General features: G+C 45.6%; 19 protein-coding genes and 1 other annotated feature. Of the genes, 3 read left to right on the top strand and 16 right to left on the bottom strand.

Going from position 1 to position 18,854, the window contains the following annotated elements; all coding sequences use genetic code 11:
• The first annotated feature begins 91 nt into the window (after positions 1–91).
• Both nrdF and adhE read left to right on the top strand, forming a co-directional pair.
• Positions 92–1,111 carry a class 1b ribonucleoside-diphosphate reductase subunit beta gene (gene nrdF, locus CZ502_RS06520; RefSeq protein ID WP_076460794.1) on the top strand — a complete coding sequence of 340 codons (1,020 nt, stop codon included), beginning with the start codon at positions 92–94 and terminating at the stop codon, positions 1,109–1,111.
• A 301-nt stretch (positions 1,112–1,412) separates the two neighbouring features.
• Complete coding sequence (gene adhE / locus CZ502_RS06515) at positions 1,413–4,043, top strand: bifunctional acetaldehyde-CoA/alcohol dehydrogenase (protein ID WP_076460791.1); 2,631 nt, start codon at positions 1,413–1,415, stop codon at positions 4,041–4,043.
• A gap of 59 nt (positions 4,044–4,102) precedes the next feature.
• Here the strand turns inward: adhE and CZ502_RS06510 are convergent, their stop codons facing one another.
• The 6 genes from CZ502_RS06510 to CZ502_RS06485 are packed head-to-tail and all read right to left on the bottom strand — an operon-like array spanning position 4,103 to position 8,852.
• Positions 4,103–5,338 (bottom strand): ABC transporter permease, encoded by a 1,236-nt coding sequence (locus CZ502_RS06510; protein WP_076460788.1) that lies wholly within the window; start codon positions 5,336–5,338, stop codon positions 4,103–4,105.
• On the bottom strand, positions 5,325–6,023 hold the full coding sequence (locus tag CZ502_RS06505; RefSeq protein ID WP_076462325.1) for an ABC transporter ATP-binding protein: 699 nt from the start codon (positions 6,021–6,023) through the stop codon (positions 5,325–5,327). Before CZ502_RS06505 ends, CZ502_RS06510 begins: the two co-directional genes overlap by 14 nt.
• On the bottom strand, positions 6,016–7,104 hold the full coding sequence (locus CZ502_RS06500) for an efflux RND transporter periplasmic adaptor subunit (protein WP_076460785.1): 1,089 nt from the start codon (positions 7,102–7,104) through the stop codon (positions 6,016–6,018). Before CZ502_RS06500 ends, CZ502_RS06505 begins: the two co-directional genes overlap by 8 nt.
• A 59-nt stretch (positions 7,105–7,163) precedes the next feature.
• Complete coding sequence (locus CZ502_RS06495; RefSeq protein ID WP_076460783.1) at positions 7,164–7,916, bottom strand: DUF4097 family beta strand repeat-containing protein; 753 nt, start codon at positions 7,914–7,916, stop codon at positions 7,164–7,166.
• Positions 7,913–8,527: a DUF1700 domain-containing protein gene (locus tag CZ502_RS06490; protein WP_076460781.1), complete on the bottom strand. Its 615-nt coding sequence runs from the start codon at positions 8,525–8,527 to the stop codon at positions 7,913–7,915. The genes CZ502_RS06495 and CZ502_RS06490 overlap by 4 nt, the downstream gene beginning before the upstream one ends.
• Complete coding sequence (locus tag CZ502_RS06485) at positions 8,520–8,852, bottom strand: PadR family transcriptional regulator (RefSeq protein ID WP_076460778.1); 333 nt, start codon at positions 8,850–8,852, stop codon at positions 8,520–8,522. The genes CZ502_RS06490 and CZ502_RS06485 overlap by 8 nt, the downstream gene beginning before the upstream one ends.
• Positions 8,853–9,048: 196 nt before the next feature.
• On the opposite strand from CZ502_RS06485, the gene mscL reads away from it, so the two are divergent.
• Positions 9,049–9,432, top strand: a complete 384-nt coding sequence (gene mscL / locus CZ502_RS06480) for a large-conductance mechanosensitive channel protein MscL (RefSeq protein WP_076460775.1) — start codon at positions 9,049–9,051, stop codon at positions 9,430–9,432.
• 208 nt (positions 9,433–9,640) lie between these two features.
• Here mscL and CZ502_RS06475 read toward each other — a convergent pair whose 3' ends face one another.
• From CZ502_RS06475 to CZ502_RS06430, 10 genes are all read right to left on the bottom strand, one after another.
• Positions 9,641–10,093 carry a hypothetical protein gene (locus tag CZ502_RS06475; protein WP_076460773.1) on the bottom strand — a complete coding sequence of 151 codons (453 nt, stop codon included), beginning with the start codon at positions 10,091–10,093 and terminating at the stop codon, positions 9,641–9,643.
• A gap of 7 nt (positions 10,094–10,100) precedes the next feature.
• Positions 10,101–11,732: a VirD4-like conjugal transfer protein, CD1115 family gene (locus tag CZ502_RS06470; protein WP_076460770.1), complete on the bottom strand. Its 1,632-nt coding sequence runs from the start codon at positions 11,730–11,732 to the stop codon at positions 10,101–10,103.
• A gap of 522 nt (positions 11,733–12,254) precedes the next feature.
• Positions 12,255–13,295: a DUF5692 family protein gene (locus CZ502_RS06465; protein WP_076460767.1), complete on the bottom strand. Its 1,041-nt coding sequence runs from the start codon at positions 13,293–13,295 to the stop codon at positions 12,255–12,257.
• A 193-nt stretch (positions 13,296–13,488) separates the two neighbouring features.
• A complete protein-coding gene (gene rplL / locus CZ502_RS06460; protein ID WP_076460764.1) occupies positions 13,489–13,854 on the bottom strand; it encodes a 50S ribosomal protein L7/L12 in 366 nt (121 codons plus the stop codon).
• 62 nt (positions 13,855–13,916) lie between these two features.
• Positions 13,917–14,417 carry a 50S ribosomal protein L10 gene (gene rplJ, locus CZ502_RS06455; protein ID WP_076460761.1) on the bottom strand — a complete coding sequence of 167 codons (501 nt, stop codon included), beginning with the start codon at positions 14,415–14,417 and terminating at the stop codon, positions 13,917–13,919.
• A gap of 31 nt (positions 14,418–14,448) precedes the next feature.
• Positions 14,449–14,567, bottom strand: a sequence feature (ribosomal protein L10 leader region).
• A 53-nt stretch (positions 14,568–14,620) separates the two neighbouring features.
• Complete coding sequence (gene wecB / locus CZ502_RS06450) at positions 14,621–15,733, bottom strand: non-hydrolyzing UDP-N-acetylglucosamine 2-epimerase (protein WP_076460758.1); 1,113 nt, start codon at positions 15,731–15,733, stop codon at positions 14,621–14,623.
• Between the two features lie 12 nt (positions 15,734–15,745).
• The gene (locus tag CZ502_RS06445) at positions 15,746–15,949 is read right to left on the bottom strand and encodes a hypothetical protein (protein WP_076460755.1); all 204 of its coding nucleotides are present in this window, start codon (positions 15,947–15,949) and stop codon (positions 15,746–15,748) included.
• Positions 15,949–17,250 carry a glycosyltransferase family 2 protein gene (locus tag CZ502_RS06440; RefSeq protein WP_076460752.1) on the bottom strand — a complete coding sequence of 434 codons (1,302 nt, stop codon included), beginning with the start codon at positions 17,248–17,250 and terminating at the stop codon, positions 15,949–15,951. The genes CZ502_RS06445 and CZ502_RS06440 overlap by 1 nt, the downstream gene beginning before the upstream one ends.
• A gap of 4 nt (positions 17,251–17,254) precedes the next feature.
• Entirely contained in the window at positions 17,255–17,389 is a 135-nt protein-coding gene (locus CZ502_RS10940) for a hypothetical protein (protein WP_255372236.1), read from the bottom strand.
• Positions 17,390–17,623: 234 nt separating this feature from the next.
• On the bottom strand, positions 17,624–18,814 hold the full coding sequence (locus CZ502_RS06430; protein ID WP_076460749.1) for an aminotransferase-like domain-containing protein: 1,191 nt from the start codon (positions 18,812–18,814) through the stop codon (positions 17,624–17,626).
• Positions 18,815–18,854 lie beyond the last annotated feature (40 nt).

Genomic DNA, 18,854 nt, shown 5'->3' with positions numbered 1-18,854 from the left:
CAGGCACTGGTAAACTTGATATTATGTATAATTGACTTTTTTGACGAGAAATTTCTTGTCAAGAGCATCGTTTTTGAAGGAGCTCACTCGAATGAAACTGGAAGAATTTAAACCGTTAAATCAATATAAAGCGATCAACTGGAATGAAGTTTCCGACATGATCGATAAAGCTACCTGGGAAAAGTTAAGCGAACAGTTTTGGCTGGACACCCGGGTCCCTGTTGCCAATGATATGGATGACTGGCGCGAATTAGATGATGATCACCAGTGGACGGTGGGTCACGTCTTCGGTGGTCTGACCCTGCTCGATACCGTTCAATCTGAAGCGGGATTGACCGCCTTAAAGCAGGACGTTAAGACTCCCCATGAAACTGCCGTTCTCAACAACATTCAATTCATGGAGTCAATTCACGCGAAGAGTTACTCAACAATCTTTTCAACCTTAAATACGCCTGACCAAATCAAGGAAATCTTCGAATGGTCAGATACTGAAGAGTACTTACAAAATAAGGCAACTAAGATTGCCAACATGTACCTCGACCCTAACCAAGACCCCCTTAAGAAGAAAGTTGCCAACGTGTTCTTAGAGACCTTCTTATTCTATTCTGGTTTCTACACGCCACTGTACTACCTTGGTCACAACAAGTTAAACAACGTTGCTGAAATCATTAAGTTGATCTTGCGGGACGAATCCGTTCACGGTACCTACATTGGTTACAAGTTCCAGGTTGGCTTACGTGACCGGACGGAAAAGCAACAACAGGACATGAAGGACTGGATGTACAACTTCTTATACGAACTGTATGACAACGAAGAGAAGTACACCCACCTGCTTTACGACCAAGTTGGTTGGACCGATGATGTCTTAACCTTCATCCGTTACAACGCTAACAAGGCCTTAATGAACCTGGGGCAAGACCCACTGTTCCCTGACACTGCTTCTGACGTTAACCCGGTTGTTATGAACGGGATTTCTACTTCAACCGCCAACCATGACTTCTTCAGCCAAGTTGGTAATGGTTACCGGATGGGGGCCGTTGAAGCAATGGACGACAGTGATTACGATGTTAAAGATCCAAACGCTGGCAAAGATAAAAATGCCCGGGATTAATTAAAGATTGTTAACTACAAAACAGCTAGTTGAACCAACTGGCTGTTTTCTTTTTACCCAACCATGTGAACTATTACTCAATCATTAAACTATCCCCCTGTTTTAGATGGCGGCGATCCAAAAATAATACCAATCTTTTTTGCTGTTATTCCAGTGTTATCGCTAAGGCAATGTAAGCGAATTCAATCTTTTTAACCATTGTTTAAAGGTTCACAAAGCTATTTACATCTGAAAATTATGTAGTAAGATAAAAGTTGTTCAAAGGTTAACAAATAAAAGAATTGAAAAGGAGATTTCAATTATGCCTGCAAACAAGAAACAAGTTGAAAAGAAAACTGCCACTACTGACAACAAGCAAAACGCGCAAGAATTAGTTGATAGCTTAATTGCCCGTAGTGAAAAGGCATTTAACAAACTTCGTTACTACAGCCAAGAGCAAGTCGACAAGATCTGTCAAGCAATGGCCCTTGCTGCTGAAGAACACCACATGGACCTCGCCGTTGACGCCGCCAACGAAACTGGCCGTGGTGTTGCCGAAGATAAGGCAATCAAAAACATTTACGCTAGTGAATACATTTGGAACAACATCCGCCACGATAAGACAGTTGGAATTATCGAAGACAGCGACGAAAACCAAACAATCACGATTGCTGACCCACTGGGAATCATTGCCGGAATTGTTCCCGTAACCAACCCAACTTCAACGACGATCTTCAAGTCAATCATCAGTGCCAAGACGCGGAACACCATCATCTTCTCCTTCCACCGTCAAGCAATGAAGTCGTCCATTAAGACTGCCAAGATTCTCCAAGAAGCAGCTGAAAAGGCTGGCGCTCCAAAGGACATGATCCTCTGGCTTCCAGAAAGTAGCCGGGAAAACACCAGTGCATTATTAAAGCACCCAAAGATTGCTACCATCCTTGCTACCGGTGGTCCTTCCCTTGTTAAGGCTGCCTACAGCTCTGGTAATCCTGCCCTCGGGGTTGGTCCTGGTAACGGTCCTGCCTACATCGAAAAGACTGCAAACATCGAACGGTCTGTATACGACATCGTCCTTTCTAAGACCTTCGATAACGGGATGATCTGTGCTACTGAAAACTCAGTTGTTGTTGATGAAGAAATCTACGACAAGGTTAAGGAAGAGTTTAAGAAGTGGAACTGTTACTTCTTGAAGCCAAACGAAATCGACAAGTTTACTGATGGCTTCATCGATCCTGACCGCCACCAAGTTCGTGGACCAATCGCTGGTCGCTCTGCTAACGCAATCGCCGACATGTGTGGAATTAAGGTCCCAGAAAACACCAAGGTAATCATCGCGGAATACGAAGGTGTTGGGGACAAGTACCCACTTTCTGCTGAAAAGCTTTCACCAGTATTGACAATGTACAAGGCAACTTCCCACGAAAACGCCTTTGACATCTGTGCACAATTACTTCACTACGGTGGTGAAGGACACACTGCTGCCATCCACACCCTTGATGACGATCTTGCTACTAAGTACGGCCTTGAAATGCGGGCTTCCCGGATCATCGTTAACTCACCATCAGGCCTTGGTGGAATTGGTAACATTTACAACAACATGACTCCATCCCTTACCTTAGGGACTGGTTCATACGGTAGTAACTCTGTTTCCCACAACGTTACTGACTGGGACCTCTTAAACATCAAGGTAATCGCTAAGCGTCGTGAAAACCGGCAATGGGTTAAGATCCCCCCAAAAGTATACTTTCAACGGAACTCACTAAAAGAATTGCAAGATATTCCAAACATTGACCGGGCATTTATCGTTACCGGCCCTGGAATGAGCAAGCGTGGTTACGTTCAACGGGTAATTGACCAATTACGGCAACGGCAAAACGAAACTGCCTTCTTAGTATTCGATGACGTTGAAGAAGACCCATCAACTAACACGGTTGAAAAGGGTGTTGCCATGATGAACGACTTCAAGCCAGACACAATTATCGCCCTCGGTGGTGGTTCACCAATGGATGCTGCCAAGGCAATGTGGATGTTCTATGAACACCCAGAAACATCATGGTACGGCGTAATGCAAAAGTACCTGGACATTCGGAAGCGTGCTTACCAAATCAAGAAGCCTACTAAGTCGCAATTGATTGGGATTCCAACTACTTCCGGGACTGGTTCAGAAGTTACCCCATTTGCGGTTATCACTGACTCCAAGACCCACGTTAAGTACCCACTTGCCGACTACGCCTTGACACCAAACATTGCGATTGTCGACTCCCAATTCGTTGAAACGGTCCCGGCTAAGACCACTGCCTACACGGGTTTAGACGTTCTTTGCCACGCCACTGAATCATACGTATCAGTAATGGCAACTGACTACACTCGTGGTTGGTCACTGCAAACGATCAAGGGTGCCATGGAATACCTGCCAAAGTCTGTTCAAGGTGACAAGCTTGCTCGGCGGAAGATGCATGACTTCTCAACCATGGCCGGGATGGCATTCGGTCAAGCCTTCTTAGGAATCAACCACTCCTTAGCCCACAAGATGGGTGGGGCATTCGGTCTTCCTCACGGTTTACTGATCGCCATTGCAATGCCACAAGTTATCCGCTTCAACGCTAAGCGGCCTAACAAGCTCGCCCTCTGGCCACACTACGAAACTTACCACGCAACAAAGGACTACGCTGACATTGCTCGCTTCATCGGCCTACAAGGGAACACGGATGAAGAATTAGCGGACGCATACGCTAAGAAGTACATCGAAGTCGCTCACCAATGTGGCGTTAAGTTGAGCTTAAAGGCCAACGGTGTTACCCGGGAAGAATTCGATAAGAAGGTTGACGAATTAGCCGTCCTTGCTTACGAAGATCAATGTACAACGACAAACCCAGTTGAACCACTGGTTAGCGAACTCAAGGAATTGCTTGAACGTTGCTACGATGGTACTGGCGTCGAAGAAAACTAAACACCTCAAAACTAGATTAAACAAAAAAGCTTTGCGAAACCAATCGCAAAGCTTTTTGTTTACCGTAAAATATCAATGAGGTTTTTATTGGCTGCCTGCCGGGCTGGTAGAATTCCAAAGATCAAGCCAACCGCTGCTGACGTCCCAAAGGCCAGCAAGAAGGCATTGAGCGAAATATGGGCATGGATATGGATCGCTGCCCCGCTAACGGCGTTCGACATCAGCGGTGCTAGCAGGTGCGCTAACCCGGCCCCACCGAGAAAGCCGAGCAAGCCCCCGGTCAAAGTTAACATCACCGCTTCAATCAAGAACTGCATCATGATGTTAAAGGGGGTCGCCCCGACAGCCAACCGGATCCCAATTTCCTGGGTTCGCTCGGAAACTGAAATGTACATCATGTTCATCACCCCGATTCCGGCTATGAATAAGGAAATTGCCGCAATAAAGCTGATGAAGGTCGTGATGATACTCATCTGGGAAGAGAACTGTTTTAAGGCCTTTTCCATGTCGAGGTACTCGTAGGTCCCCTGACTCGCTGCCGCACCGGATTTTTTCAGGTACTTGGCAATCCGGCGGGAAATCCCACTGGCATTTTCTCCCTGGTTAAAGGTCAACTTAAGCGTATCACCCTGTTTAACATCGTCACCCTGGTAATAAACGTCCTTGGGCAGTAAGAAGTTAACGCCGTAAGTATTCTGGTCACCAGCGTCCGTATACTGGCCCTGGGTCTGGTAAACCCCGATGACCTGGTAAGTGGTATTGCCAACCATCACCGTCGTCCCCAGGGCATTTTGCGCCGTCCCGTACTGCTTTTTCGCTACGGCGGCACTCATCAGGGCGCTGGCTTCTCCGCTTTGCAGGCCAGCACTGGTAAAGTTCTTACCAGCAATTAGCTTCACTTGCCGCACCGGTTTTGTTACTAGGCTCAGGCTGATTGTCTTATTTAAGTCCCCAATCTCGGCCTGAGTCGACAGGTTGTCCGTTTCTTTTTCGATCTGTACCTTCTTCACCTCACCGCCGAACTGGGTCCTAATCCCATCGAGTTCGTTTTCGGTGAAGCCATAGGTTGATGAATTGATGTTATCAGGTGTATAGATAATCTCCGTCGTCTGCTGGCCTTGCTTGGCGTTATTACCAAATTTATCATACATCGTCTGGGTGATCCCATCACCAATCCCCAGAATCGTAATCACCGCCGCAATCCCAATCATGATCCCAATAATCGTTAGAAAACTCCGCTTCTTATTGGCCTTTAATGATTGCACGGCGGTCTTAACTAGCTCAAGAGTCTGCATTAAGCATCCCTCCCTTACTATCACTGACAATCCGGCCGTCGATGATCTTAACCACCCGCTCACACTGGGCCGCGACGTGGGGGTCGTGGGTAACCATGATCACCGTCGTCCCCTCATCACGGTTAAGGTGCTTAAAGAGGTCCATGATCTCTTGGCTGGTCTCTGTATCCAGGGCCCCAGTTGGCTCATCAGCGATTAAGAACTGGGGATTCGTCGCGATCGCCCGGGCAATCGACACCCGTTGCTGTTGACCACCCGACATATTCTTCGGAAACTGGTCTGCATAATCTCCCAGGCCGACCTGGTCCAACACCTCGTGGACCCGCTCATTGATCTCCTTCCGCCGCTTCCCGGCATATAGCAATGGCAAGGCGACGTTTTCGGCAACGGTCTGTTCGCGTAGTAACTTGAAGTTTTGAAAGACAAAGCCGACGTTGCGGTTCCGTAAACGGGAAAACTGCTTCCGCGACAGTTCGTGGATTGCCCTGCCCTGGTAAAAGTAGGTTCCCGAAAAGTCTTCATCAAGAAAGCCGATGATATTAATCAAGGTCGACTTTCCCGAACCAGACTCACCAATGATTGCGACCAGTTCTCCCTGGGCGATGTTAATACTAATGTCATGAAGGACGTGAAAACGGTTGGTCCCCTGTTGGTAGTACTTGTTAATCTTTGCTAGCTCAATCATCATGATCAACCTTCATGTTATCTTTCAAGTGCTTATTCGGGTTCGTCACAATCCGGTCACCGGCATCTAAGCCATCATCAACCACGTAGTAGCTATTAACGGCATGGCCGCTAACCTGGCTTGCCCGGACACGGCCATCCCCGTCCACGATAAATACTTTCCCATGCCGGACGGCCGCTTTCGGGATCTGAAGGGTATCTTGCTTGAGAAGGGCCTTGGCAGTCTGCCCCGCCATAAACTTGGTCCCGTTAACGTTAGCGGTTAATTCATACTTCGAATTATTCCCGCTATCCTTGCTGGGGACAACCGCGAGGTAATTGACCCGGGTATTTTCCGCATGGTTAGTGGCTAGTGCTTTCACCCGGAGACTAGCATCCTGGTGAAACTTAGCATAGTCATATTCTGAGACCTGGCCGACAAATTGAAGGGTGTCGGAGTAGAGGGTAACGACCGGCGCCCCTTGTTTGGACTGGTCAATTGTCACGTACCCGGCAAAGGGGGCCGTTAGTGTCTGGTTGACCTTACCAGCCGTCGTGTTTAACCGTTGCTGGGTTGCATTAACGCTCGCCTGGGCGTCCGCATAGGCATTCTGGGCCTCGGTTAATTGGCTCTGGAGGTCGGAATAACCCTCATCACTGCTTGACATGCCGCCCATCTGCTGACGCAGGTTCGCAATCGTCTGTTGTTGGGCATTCATTGTCCGCTGACTCTTCTGCAGGTCCCCCTGGAGGTCGGTGACACTGTCCTGGGTGTCATCGTTGTGCATCGTCAAAATTGCCTGCCCCTGGGTGACGTGGTCGCCATTCTTGACGTTAAGGCTCTGCAAGTTCCCCGATGGGAGGGTTAGTGTCTGCGTTTGCACCGGCGCAATCTTCCCATTCAGGGCAAAATCACTCTGGGCACTAACCTTTAAAATATTGTATTCATGCTCCTGTTGATCTTGCTGGCCATTAGCATGGCGAATCGCAACGACGACCAACAAGACAACAATGACGAGGCCGATTGCTAACAGCCAACGCCGTTTCCGTGAAGAAAAAAATGCTTGTAACCGTGTCAAGCGGTGGGTTCTTTTTCCCGTCATAAAAATTACTCCTCAATCTTTATTTTCCCCGATTTTCCGATATGTCTTTAATGCAACAATTAATTGACCTGGTTATCCCCTTCCGTGGTAATTAACCGTAAGACATTGACTGCTCCATCGTTAGTGGTCAAGGTCTGGTCCCCCTTATCTTCACCGTTAAGGTTATTATCACCATCATCAGTGTGTAAATAGTAACCATCAACCGTGGTGTCAGTAACGGTATTGTCACCTTCATCATTGTGAACCGTATAGTGGCCATCGACTTGCAGCTGCTGGCCGGTAAAGTCACCTTCAGAAAGGGTCGTCTGGCCACCAATTACCTTCACCCGATCATAGGAAACGTCACCAGCGCCAGTATCGACTGCCATCTTATCAAGCGTGACCTTTGAAATCCACAGGTCGCCGTCGCTGAGGTTAAGCTGTCCCGTCAGCTTCTTATCCTTAGGAACGGTAATTACGATTAGGTCTTGGTAATCATCATGGTTGACACTAAAGTTAACCTGGAAATTAATGCTCTTTTGCTTAATCGTCATGGTCTTGCCGTTCAGCCTAGCCGTTGGGGCGTTACTCTTACCATAATAAGTAACCTGGTACTTCTTTCCCTGCTTAATAACTACATCAGCCGTACTAACATCCAGGTTAAGGCGGTCAAATTGCTTGTTCGTGCTTAGCTGTTGTGTGCGCTTGGTAATGATTTCCGGGCGACCATTATTAAAGTTAATTGTCTTGTTACCCCCGTTGAAATAGCCAACCGCGAGCATCACCAGCCCGATGACTAAGATAATCCAGCCGATGTTAAATAACTTTTTCATTTGTTACCCCTCCTTGTTTGGATCTTGTTGTACAGGTACTTGGCGAGGTTGGCAACCCCCTGGACCAGCAGGCGGATAAACCAATATAAGAGCGGCAGGCAGACAAAAAACAAGCCCAGCATGCTCAAACCAACCCCAAGATAAAACAGGCCGGTAAATGGTGCACTCGCAATTACCCCCACCCCGGAGTAGATGGTCACTCCAGCAGCAAAAATCAGCCCAAGCACCAGACCAACTGCCCCAATTGCCAGACCAGCTACTAGTGACACTGCCATTATCAGGATACCTAACATGACAATCCCTAGGCCGAAGGTAATCGGCGAGGTAATAATCGCAATTAATACCCACCAGAATACCCGCCAGCTAGAATGAGTTGACCCGGGGCGGCCATCCTTTTTTGACTCCTCATTGGACTTAATCGAATAGTCAGCGAGGATTTTATAGCTTAGCTGCCGCGGCGTCCCTAATTTCTCTTCAATTGCCGCTTGGCTGGCCAGCCCAGCATCAACGATATACTCATCATAAAATTCAAGCGCGTCGTTCCGCTCATCATCTGTCAGTGGCTTCAAATACGTCGCTAAGTTCGCGATATACTTTTCACGTTCATTCATCTTTACTCTCCCCCTTCTCGCTCGCATTGAAAATCCCGTCGAGGCTCTCCTTATAGTCATTCCAGAGTTTCCGTACCCGCGCCAAGTGCTCTTTACCTTCAGCGGTGATCTGATAATAACGGCGGTTGCGCCCCTGGTACGGCTGGTCATAAGTCGTCAAATAGCCGTCCTTTTTTAACCGCCGCAAAACCGGGTACATCGTCGACTCAGAAATAGTAATTGCTTCTTGCATTCGCTGCGTCAGGGCATAGCCATAATAATCATCGTGTTCGAGGATTGCGAGGACCATCCCGTCCAGCAGGTCAGCAGTAATTTGAATTTTCATGCTCTCCCTCCTTTGCTTCCAACTATATTATACATCATATAATATAAGATGACGATACAGTATGCAAGAAGAAATTATATTTTAATTTTCGTTAAATAATCGTCCCCTTTTGTCGCAAAATGCAACAATTAGCAACGCTTATCTGCTAAAATTAGGGTACATTAAATTAACTTACAAATTTAAAGGAGGCGTAAGAATGATCAAAGAATTTAAAGACTTCATCGCGCGGGGGAATGTGATCGACATGGCAGTCGGAATTATCGTCGGGGCTGCTTTTACCTCCATTGTGAAGTCGCTGGTCAACAACCTGATTAACCCCTTAATCGGGATCTTCATCGGTAAGATTGACCTGTCAAACTTGGTGTGGACGGTTGGCGATGCCCAATTTAAGTACGGTAGTTTTCTAAATGCGGTCATCAACTTCTTGATTATCTCCTTCGTTGTCTTCTTGATGGTGAAGGCGATTAATAAGTTCCGCAAGAAGGAAGATGACAAGAAAAAGGATGCTAAACCAAGCGAAGAAGCCCAATATCTCAAGGAAATTGCAACCTTATTAAAAGAACAAAATAGCCAAAAATAATGGGCAGATGCTAATGGCCGCCAGCGTTCACGTGACTGAATGCTGGCGGCCATTATTGAAATTTGTGCGGCTTTACGATCCACGATGCAAATAGTTCTATGAACATCTAGTCTTTGTGCTAGTATCCTGGTTTCCCCTATCGATAATAAAAAAGCACTCAGATTGTCCCTGAGCGCCATCTAACTTAATATCAATTTCCCCGTCTTCTTTACTTAATAGTTATAAATAATTTCTCAGCATAATCAATCCCTTTATAGTCCCCATCTAGTAGTTCCCGCGGCAATAGTTTATTGAATCTTTGTTCGCCAAACCAACTTTCTACTTTAGTCGTCATTAAACCATTAGAATCATCATCTTGACCGTCATATGGAACATTCCACCATCTTTCGGTCCCATCAGCAAAAACTAATTTAACCGAATCAACATCATTGAATGCGACAATTCTCTCATCAATTCTCATGTCAATTTCTGTATCATAAGGGTAAGCCTTAATGCGCCCCAAGACTGCTCCATCTAGCTCTAAGGATATCCCCTTGTGTGAAAGGTCATTTGTCAGCACATAAGATAACTCCAGTGTCAAAATAGCTTCTTTGGGAATGGTTAAATAATCAAGGTTTTCACAGCTCAGAATAAGTTGTTGAATTGTTTTTTTCTGTCCCATTTTATCTTCAGCTTGCCTTTCTGTCGTTATTTACCAAATCATCACCAAAGTCTAAATCATCCATATCCAGCGTTAATCCATCAGCGTATTCCCCATTTTCCGTATCTTGGTCTAGCTCATCCTCATTCGTTGAATCGTCTGTTGTTCCACCAACAAAATCCCTAATTTCCTTTAAACTGACTTGCTCTTCGTCGGGAAGATTCTTGAGTAGCTCGATTAGACTTGCCCACCGTTCATTTTCTGGAATTGGATTAATCTCAAGTTGCGCGAAATCATATTTTTTATCCCGATAATTAGGATGCAAGCGATAGTCATAGCGCTTAGCCACACTAACTTCTCCGCCAACATCTAACAGAAAATTGTCACTGTCGAGGCTCCTAATTGCCTTCGGGGTCATATTAAAGCGTTTGGCTGCGTCCTCAGCCATTGTTAGATCCATTGTTCCTGTTAGAAGATAGGCGCTACAGTTACCAATAATGCTTGGCGCAGCGTCCTTAAATTTTGCCCGAAGTTGAGATTCATCTTGAAGCATCATACAAATCGAGATATTCCTACTTCGTGCGGTAGCAAGATAGTCTTCAAAGTTTGGTACATCAATGTTCTTAAAGTCATCAAGGAAAAAGCGTACCTTGACTGGTAACTTTTTCTCTGTTTGTTTGAAAGCATACTTATATAAGTAGTCAAACAATTGCTTAACAAATACGCTAAAAAGGAAGTTCTTTGATGAATCTGCATCATCATATAACACAAATAGTGCTGTCTTCGGGTTAGTCAATTCAGTAAAGGCGATTTGGTTGTTACTCAATAACTCATCAATTTCTTTGATCGAGTATGGCGCAAGCGCTGTACCAGCAATAGATAATAGACTACCCCATGTTTTATCAGATCCTTTCGTATCTTTAATACTATTCCATAGCTTCAGCGCATTCGACAGCGGATTCTTTTCTTCCGCATACTGAAATAGACGCTCCCCAATTGTGACTTCACCATCCGTACCATCATCATAAAGTCCGCCACTAAAGATATATGCTACTCTTTCATCCTTTTCACCGAGACCCTTCAGGATTGAGGTAACATCAGAATCAATTCTGTTTAGCATTTCAAATAAACGTGTTACCGCTCCCATTGTTTGTTCTTCTTCTGGGAGAAACTCTTTTACAAACATAATTAAGGCGGCAATAATGGTGGCCGGTCCGTTTATCCAAAAGGGATCTGTAGTGTTGGCCCGATCCTTACCAACTAACTGACGAGCAAAAGAGAGTACTGCCATTTGATTCGATAGATATGCAAGCGGGTTGTACGTCATTGATTTTGTCGGATCAATTAAGTTAAGTACTTTAATCTTGTACCCCTCGGCCTGCAAACTACTACCGACATTATTTAAAATATCCCCCTTTGCATCTGCAATGATGAAATTGGCATTGGCCTGTAAAACATTTGGCTCGACAAAAGAGTGAGTTTTCCCCGTTCCACTTCCACCAAGTACTAAAACATTGTCGTTTTGCGCTTCATTATGTTTTAGTGGTAGAAAGGTATTTTTCCCAAAAATTGTGCTATTTTGGGTATAGGACGTCTTCAAGAAGCCTTGTGAATTTGCCTTAGCCTTATCAACGTTGTTACAGAAACCAATTGGATTCATAAAGTGCCAACTCCTTTATTACATGACCAACATCTTCTCACAATAAAAGCAGGGCAAAAAAACCGTATAATAAAATTCCTACATTATAAATTGAAAAATCCATGTATACGATGAGATACATAACGAAAATGTATTCGCTAAAGATAAGGCTACGACTAGAGAACGATTATTACCTCAATCTGATCATCTTATCTAATACGCTTAACCACACTGATTGAGTCTAACAATTGCCTCAAGATACATCCTTATCACCGTTTTGTATCCTTTATCAATTCATTAAATATAAGTTTCTTATTATACGGTTCTTTTTATTCTGCTCTTGTAAACTAATTAGGGCTTACATGGTTCATAATACACCATTAGGCTTTAATTGCAATAGAGTAAGCAGCCATATCCATCCGTATTAAAAAAGGATCATGAGCACTACCCATTTTGGTGCTTCATGATCCTTTCGTTATTCATAACATTCTGCTTAAACGTAAGCAGTCAATATCCATCCGTCTTGAAAAAATGATTACATCATTACTTCGCACGTGCCATTGCTTCCTCAAAGTCCTTCGTACCAACGAATACTTCTTGGGTGTATGGGTTGACGCCCATCTTTCTTGCCCGCTTCCAAATAATCGCAAAGACAACCACGTTGATTGCTAATGAAAGAACAGCAATGACCCCCATCATCGTTGGGTCAGCAGCCCCTGGATGAACGGCAGGGTTCATTACCCCGTTCTTGTAGAGAACTGGGAGCACCGCAAACTTTCCGCCGTCCTGGAACGTTGGCAGTACCTGGGCAAACATACACCAGAGTGCCAGGGTGTTGGCCCGGTTTTGGATCCAACCACCCTTGTTCCAAATTGCGGCCGCAAAAGTTGGGGCAAGCAATAAGGCAACCCCACAGTACCATGAGTGGGTTGGCAAGTTGCTGTACGTGTATTCAAAGTTCCAAACATCGTAAGCAAGGATGAAGAGCCAAATCATGTCTGGCCATAACATATCGTCCTCGTTCTTGGAGGAGTAAATTCCAAACCAACCAGTCATACAGAAGACGTTGATGATGCCGGCGATTCCGTTTAAGACGTTCCACCAACCACCGTAAAGCCAAACACCTTCCGAAGATAACCACCATTGGCTCCCCGTCGTCTGTAAGGCGTTCATCCCCCGAATAGCAGATTCGAAGTCACTACCAACAGCGATGAAGATGTTAATCGCAACAATTACAAACGGGAAGCACTTGAACCAGTATGCTTTACCAAGCTTCCCCCAGTGGTACTTCAAAATCATAAACCCAATACAACCGAAAGTTGCCGCATACAGCTTAGCATAGTGGAACCAGCTGTTCATATGGACATAGGTCTGATTATGAAGCGCCCACGACTGTCCCTGTGCCGCACAAATATAAATAACTGCAAAGTATATCGTCAGGACAATCGGTAAAACAACAAAGAAGAACAAGCCACCAATTCGACTGCGCCGGGCAATCTCGTTGGCAACAATCAAGCAAACAAATACCAGTAACCAGCCAAGCAGTTGCCAGCCGGCACCGTCACCGTAAACTTGGAACAACATAAGATCTCCCCCTTATTATAGTTTGAAAGCGTTTCCGCCCTTCTATACATTTATTGTACTATAGTCCTTAGCGAAACAACACGCTCAATAGTAACTCATTGTCTCATTGCAGAACATTAGGGGAACAAGTATGTTGAGGGCAAAAAAAGAGGCCAAGCAAAGCTTAGCCTCTTTTTTATTTAATGAAGTTAGACTACTTAAGGGTAACAGTAGCACCAGCGGCTTCAAGCTTTTCCTTGATGTCGTTAGCTTCGTCTTCCTTAACGTCTTCCTTGATAACAGATGGAGCACCATCAACAAGGTCCTTAGCGTCCTTAAGACCTGCACCAGTGATGTCCTTAACTGCCTTGATAACCTTAACCTTAGCAGAACCTGCTTCAGTCAATTCAACAGTGAAGCTGTCCTTAGCAGCAGCGTCGCCACCGGCAGCACCGGCAACTGCAACTGGAGCAGCAGCAGAAACGTCGAATTCTTCTTCGATTGCCTTAACTAAGTCGTTAAGGTCAGAGATTGATGCTTCCTTTAATGAAGCAATGATAGCATCCTTATCAAAAGCCATGATTATTTCCTCCAATATTTAGGTAATTAATTTTGATTGTATATTGTAGCGATACACGCATATTATGCGGCTTCGTCTTCCTTGTCGGCAATAGCCTTGACTGCACGTGCAATCTTCCGCATAGGATCTTGTAATGCAGATGCAAGCATTGAGAGCAAGTCTTCACGACCTGGCATAGTAGCGTATTCGTTGATTTCGTCAAGAGTCTTAACACTCTTTTCGATGAAGCCACCCTTGATTTCAAGAGCGTCGTGGTCATCGGCGAACTTCTTCAAGATCTTAGCTGGGGCAATTGGGTCTTCGTCAGAGAAGGCAACTGCAGTTGGGCCAACAAAGGTACTCCGAAGGTCTTCGTAGTCAGTCCCTTCAACGGCACGGTCAAGAATCTTGTTCTTGATAACTGACATCTTAACACCGGCGTCACGAAGTTGCTTACGTAAGTCAGTAACTTCTTCAACAGTTAAACCACGGTAGTCAACAACGATAGCTGTTTCAGCATTGTTAATCAATTCAACAGTTTGCTTAACAATTTCAGCCTTTTTAGCAATAGCTGCTTCACTCATGAATTTTCACCTCCTGCAATGTATTTTGATCGGATTTACAAAAAAATCCCTATGACCGCAGACATAGAGAAGGAATTTACATTTCTTCCTCGGCAGGCATTAGATTAAGGCTTTCGCCACCTGAGTCTTAGGCAGAGTCATATTAATCAACTTTTAGAGTATAACATAGTTCCAAAAGTTCTGTAAAGGGATTTTTCAAGATTTTAATTAGCGGCTGCCCAGCTAGCGATTGCGTCGAGGATCCGCTCACTGGCATGGCCGTCCCCGTATGGGTTTTGCGCCTGGCTCATCTGCTGGTATTCAGCAGGATCGTCAAGCAACGACGTCAACTGGGCGGCAACTTCATCATAGTGGTTACCCACCAGCTTTAAGGTCCCTGCCTCTACCCCTTCTGGTCGTTCCGTTGTATCCCGGAGCACCAGGACGGGCTTATGCAAAGCTGGTGCCTCTTCCTGGACCCCACCGGAGTCACTCATCACGAGCAGCGACTTGCTCATTAGGTTGTGAAAGTCAACCACATCCAGCGGGTCAATCAGGTGAAACTGCGGATCATTCCCGAGAATCGCATTTGCGACATCACGCACCTTAGGATTCAAGTGAACGGGGTAAATAACTTCGAGGTCTGGCCGCTGGTCAACCACGTGCTTGATTGCCTTAAAGGTCTCTGCCATCGGCATTCCCCAGTTTTCCCGCCGGTGCATCGTCAATAAGATAATCCGGTGGTGGGGGTCAATTTCATTTAAGACGTCATGGTGGTAATCTTCGTTAATCGTGTAGTGCAAGGCATCAATTGCCGTATTCCCGGTGATCGTAATCCCCTGCTGGTGGTTACTCAACCGTAAGTTATGCGCGCTCGTCGCGGTTGGCGCAAAGTATAAGTCGGCTAAATCGTCAATCATCTGCCGGTTCATCTCTTCTGGATAAGGGGAATACTTATTCCACGTCCGCAATCCCGCCTCAACATGCCCGATAGCAACGTGGTTGTAAAATGCCGTTAAGGCAGCAGCATAAGCGGAACTGGTGTCGCCATGGACAAGCACGATGTCTGGCTTTTCTTTTTGCACAATTGGTTCCAACCGGCTCATCGTCGTCATCGTTATCGCCGTCAGACTCTGCCCCGGCTTCATGATTTTCAAGTCATAGTCGGGCCTAATTGCGAAAACATCCAAGACTTGCTGGAGCATTTCAGCGTGCTGGCCAGTTGAAACAACCACTGATAAAAAGCGGTCATCCTCTGCTAATGCGCGCACAACCGGGCCCATCTTGATCCCCTCTGGACGGGTACCAAAGACAGACATTACTTTAATCTTTCTCATTCTTTCTCCTATCTACTTAATGAAAATCTCAACAATATCATCAATCAGGTCACCGATGATTTCCCCAAGATTGTAGGCAGTTTGATAGCCTTCATAATTACGTTGCTTCTGCACTTCTTTGGTCGAATTTGCATCCTGCTCTTCCATTATGCCGAGCGCATTTAGCATCTTTGCTTTCTCTTCGGCAGTTAATTTGTACCTATCTTTGTTTGCCATCAGCTAACACTCTTTCCATGGTCAGTTTTAATCCATGAGTTTTCATGAAAAGCCCACCGCCAAAAGGCCATAATAATGCTAAAGAAGAGGATGATATACATGTATGAAATCCCCAGGGGCAAAATTAACAGTTGGCGTAGTTTTAGCTTCGGCTCATTGAAATGGTTGAGGTCATGATAATAAAAGAAACCAAAGATAATTCCCCAGAACAAGGAAATCACCAGCAAGGCAGAAAGCGACACAATCATCATCGCCAATGGCATACTGGCAAAACGGTCCTGCCAGTGAATTAGGGTCACGACTGTCAAACTAATGACTGCAAAGTCCGCTAGCAGGTTAACCCATGGCTGGATCAGGAAATAATAGATTCCCAGTTTCTGGGTTACTGACAGTACCTTACTTTTGACAATCCGCGGTAGGTACTTGAGACAATTTAGGTCCCCCTGAACCCACCGGCTCCGTTGCCGGATAAACCGTTTTGGCGACGTCAATGCTTCCTGGTAAACGTAGGTATCCGTCATGTAGTCGACGTACAGGCGCTTTAGCATCATTTTGATCGTCAGCTCATAGTCGTCGAGCAAGGCATTTCCCCAGGGGTGGTTGCCAATTTTTTTGAGGATTGGCGCCAGCCGGAAGAACTGGCCGTTGCCGCTTAGGCCGACCGTCCTGGTATACATCCGCATGATTTGCGACATATGATTGATGCTGAAAAATTCAATATCCTGCAATATCTGCAACTCATTTTTAAAGCGCGGGTACATTTTTACCCGCATCTGGGTAACATTTGTTGCCGGCGATGAAAAGTATGCATTTAGCCGTTGGGCCGCATTAGGCGCCAGCTGGGCATCGGCATCAATTACGCCGACAATCGTTTTCTCAAACGGGGTCTTTTCCCGGATCACTATCTGGCAGAGGTAGTCTAAGGCAAAGTTAAGGACATCCCCCTTCTCCGTGTGAGCGTTTGGCACGTACCGCCGTAAGAGGTGCAGGCGCGAACTATTAATTGTCTTGATTTCGGCAACCGAGTTATCCGAACTGGCATCATCAACTACAATCACTTCAAACTCCTTAAATGATAATAGTTTGGTGATCGTTCTTTTGATAACGGCGGCCTCATTGAAGCATGGCACAATCACAAAGTACCGTAATTCCTGATCGACTTCTTCTGGCTGTTCATTTCCCGCAAAGCGTTGAAAATCCCGGGGATAAGAAAAGGCCCGGAAAAGCAAACTAATCAACGAATAGAACAGGAATATAAACAGTGCAACACACCAAATAATGGTGAAGATCGTTGCAACCATCTAACTAGCCTTTGCGTAAGTTTTGGTGGTGCGTAAGCCAAAAAATAAAGCTAATAATAAATGAAGCACCAAACATTACTGACAAGGTCAAGATAACAGTGGTTGTCGTCCATGCTGTTAAAAAATTAATTAAAGCCATTATTAAAAACTCCTTTTTGAAAATTTTTAATAATGCTTATCGTTCACAATGGCGTGAACATGAACTCCCGAATAGTTAAACTCTAAGTAATTAGTAACAATTATAGTCATATAATAATTCCAAGTACAGGGGAAATAACTATTTTTTCATTAATTGTCCAAAAAGAAAAAGTAAGACCAAGCGTGATTTACCGCAGTTGGCCTTACTTTTCTTTTAATGGCTGAATAGATTTATTTACTTGACCGCTGCGGCAAGGGCTTCACCTAACCGCTTCAGGCCAACTTCAATTTGGTCTTCCTTCATGTTGGAGTAATTCAAGCGGAAGGCCCCTGGTTGTGGCTTTCCCGCAAAGAAAGGATCCCCTGGCACAAAGGCCACGTTGTGTTTCAAGCACTCGTTAAATAGTTCGACCGTGTCATCAACACCGGGAACCTCCACCCAGAGGAACATCCCCCCTTCTGGGTCAGTATACTTCACCCCGGCAGGGAAGTACTTTTTAATTCCTTCCAGCATCAAGTTCTTCCGCTTCCCATACAAGTCGCTGATTTCGCGAACGTGAGCGTCAACGTCATTAGTGGCAAAGAACTGGGCGACTGCGAACTGCACCAGGTTATCGGTATGCAGGTCGGCCGACTGCTTGAGGACGGTCAGCTTATTAACCACTGCTTCGTCGGCAACTACCCAGCCAAGACGGAAACCAGGTGCTAACGTCTTGGAGAAGGTACTCATATAAAAGACGTGGCCCGTCTTGTCAAAGGACTTCACCGCTGGAACATGCTCGCCAGCAAAACGAATCTCCCCGTATGGGTTATCCTCTAAGACGTAGACATCATACTTCGCAGCTAATTCTGCTAACTTCTTTCGGCGCTCCGCGGTCATCGTCCGCCCAGTTGGGTTTTGGAAGTTAGGAACAGTATAGATTAACTTAGTGTTGGGGTGGTCTTGTAATGCTTTTTCGAGGGCATCCATCTTCATGCCGTCCTCATCCATTTCAACCCCCGCAAACTCTGCGCCATAAGATTTGAAAACATCCAGGGCACAAAGATAAGTTGGTTGTTCAACTAACACCGTATCACCGGGGTTAACAAAGGCCTTCCCAACAAGGTCCAGCACTTGTTCAGACCCGGTCGTCACGAGGACATTTGCCAATTCTGCTTCGACATCCTCTTTTTCTTTGACATGCTGCTGGATTACCTTGCGCAAAGCGGTAACCCCTTTGGCAGCACCATACTGCATCGCTTCTTGGCCGTGCTGGTCAAAGACCTGATCGACCGCTGCTTTCATTTCTTTAACAGGAAAGAGTTCGGGTGCCGGCAATCCACCAGCAAAGGAAATAATTTGCGGATCCGCCGCTGCTTGTAAAATTGCGCCAACCGCATCCGTACCATCTGCTGGAACACGCTTTGAAAATTTAAATTGTGTCATTGTCGTCACTCCTTGGTAATTTACTTTAATGATAAGTTCT

This window comes from Limosilactobacillus caccae (assembly GCF_900156885.1).
Classification (GTDB): domain Bacteria; phylum Bacillota; class Bacilli; order Lactobacillales; family Lactobacillaceae; genus Limosilactobacillus; species Limosilactobacillus caccae.
The sequence above is the reverse complement of the archived record's forward strand: the minus strand, read 5'-3'. Positions and strand labels throughout refer to the sequence as shown.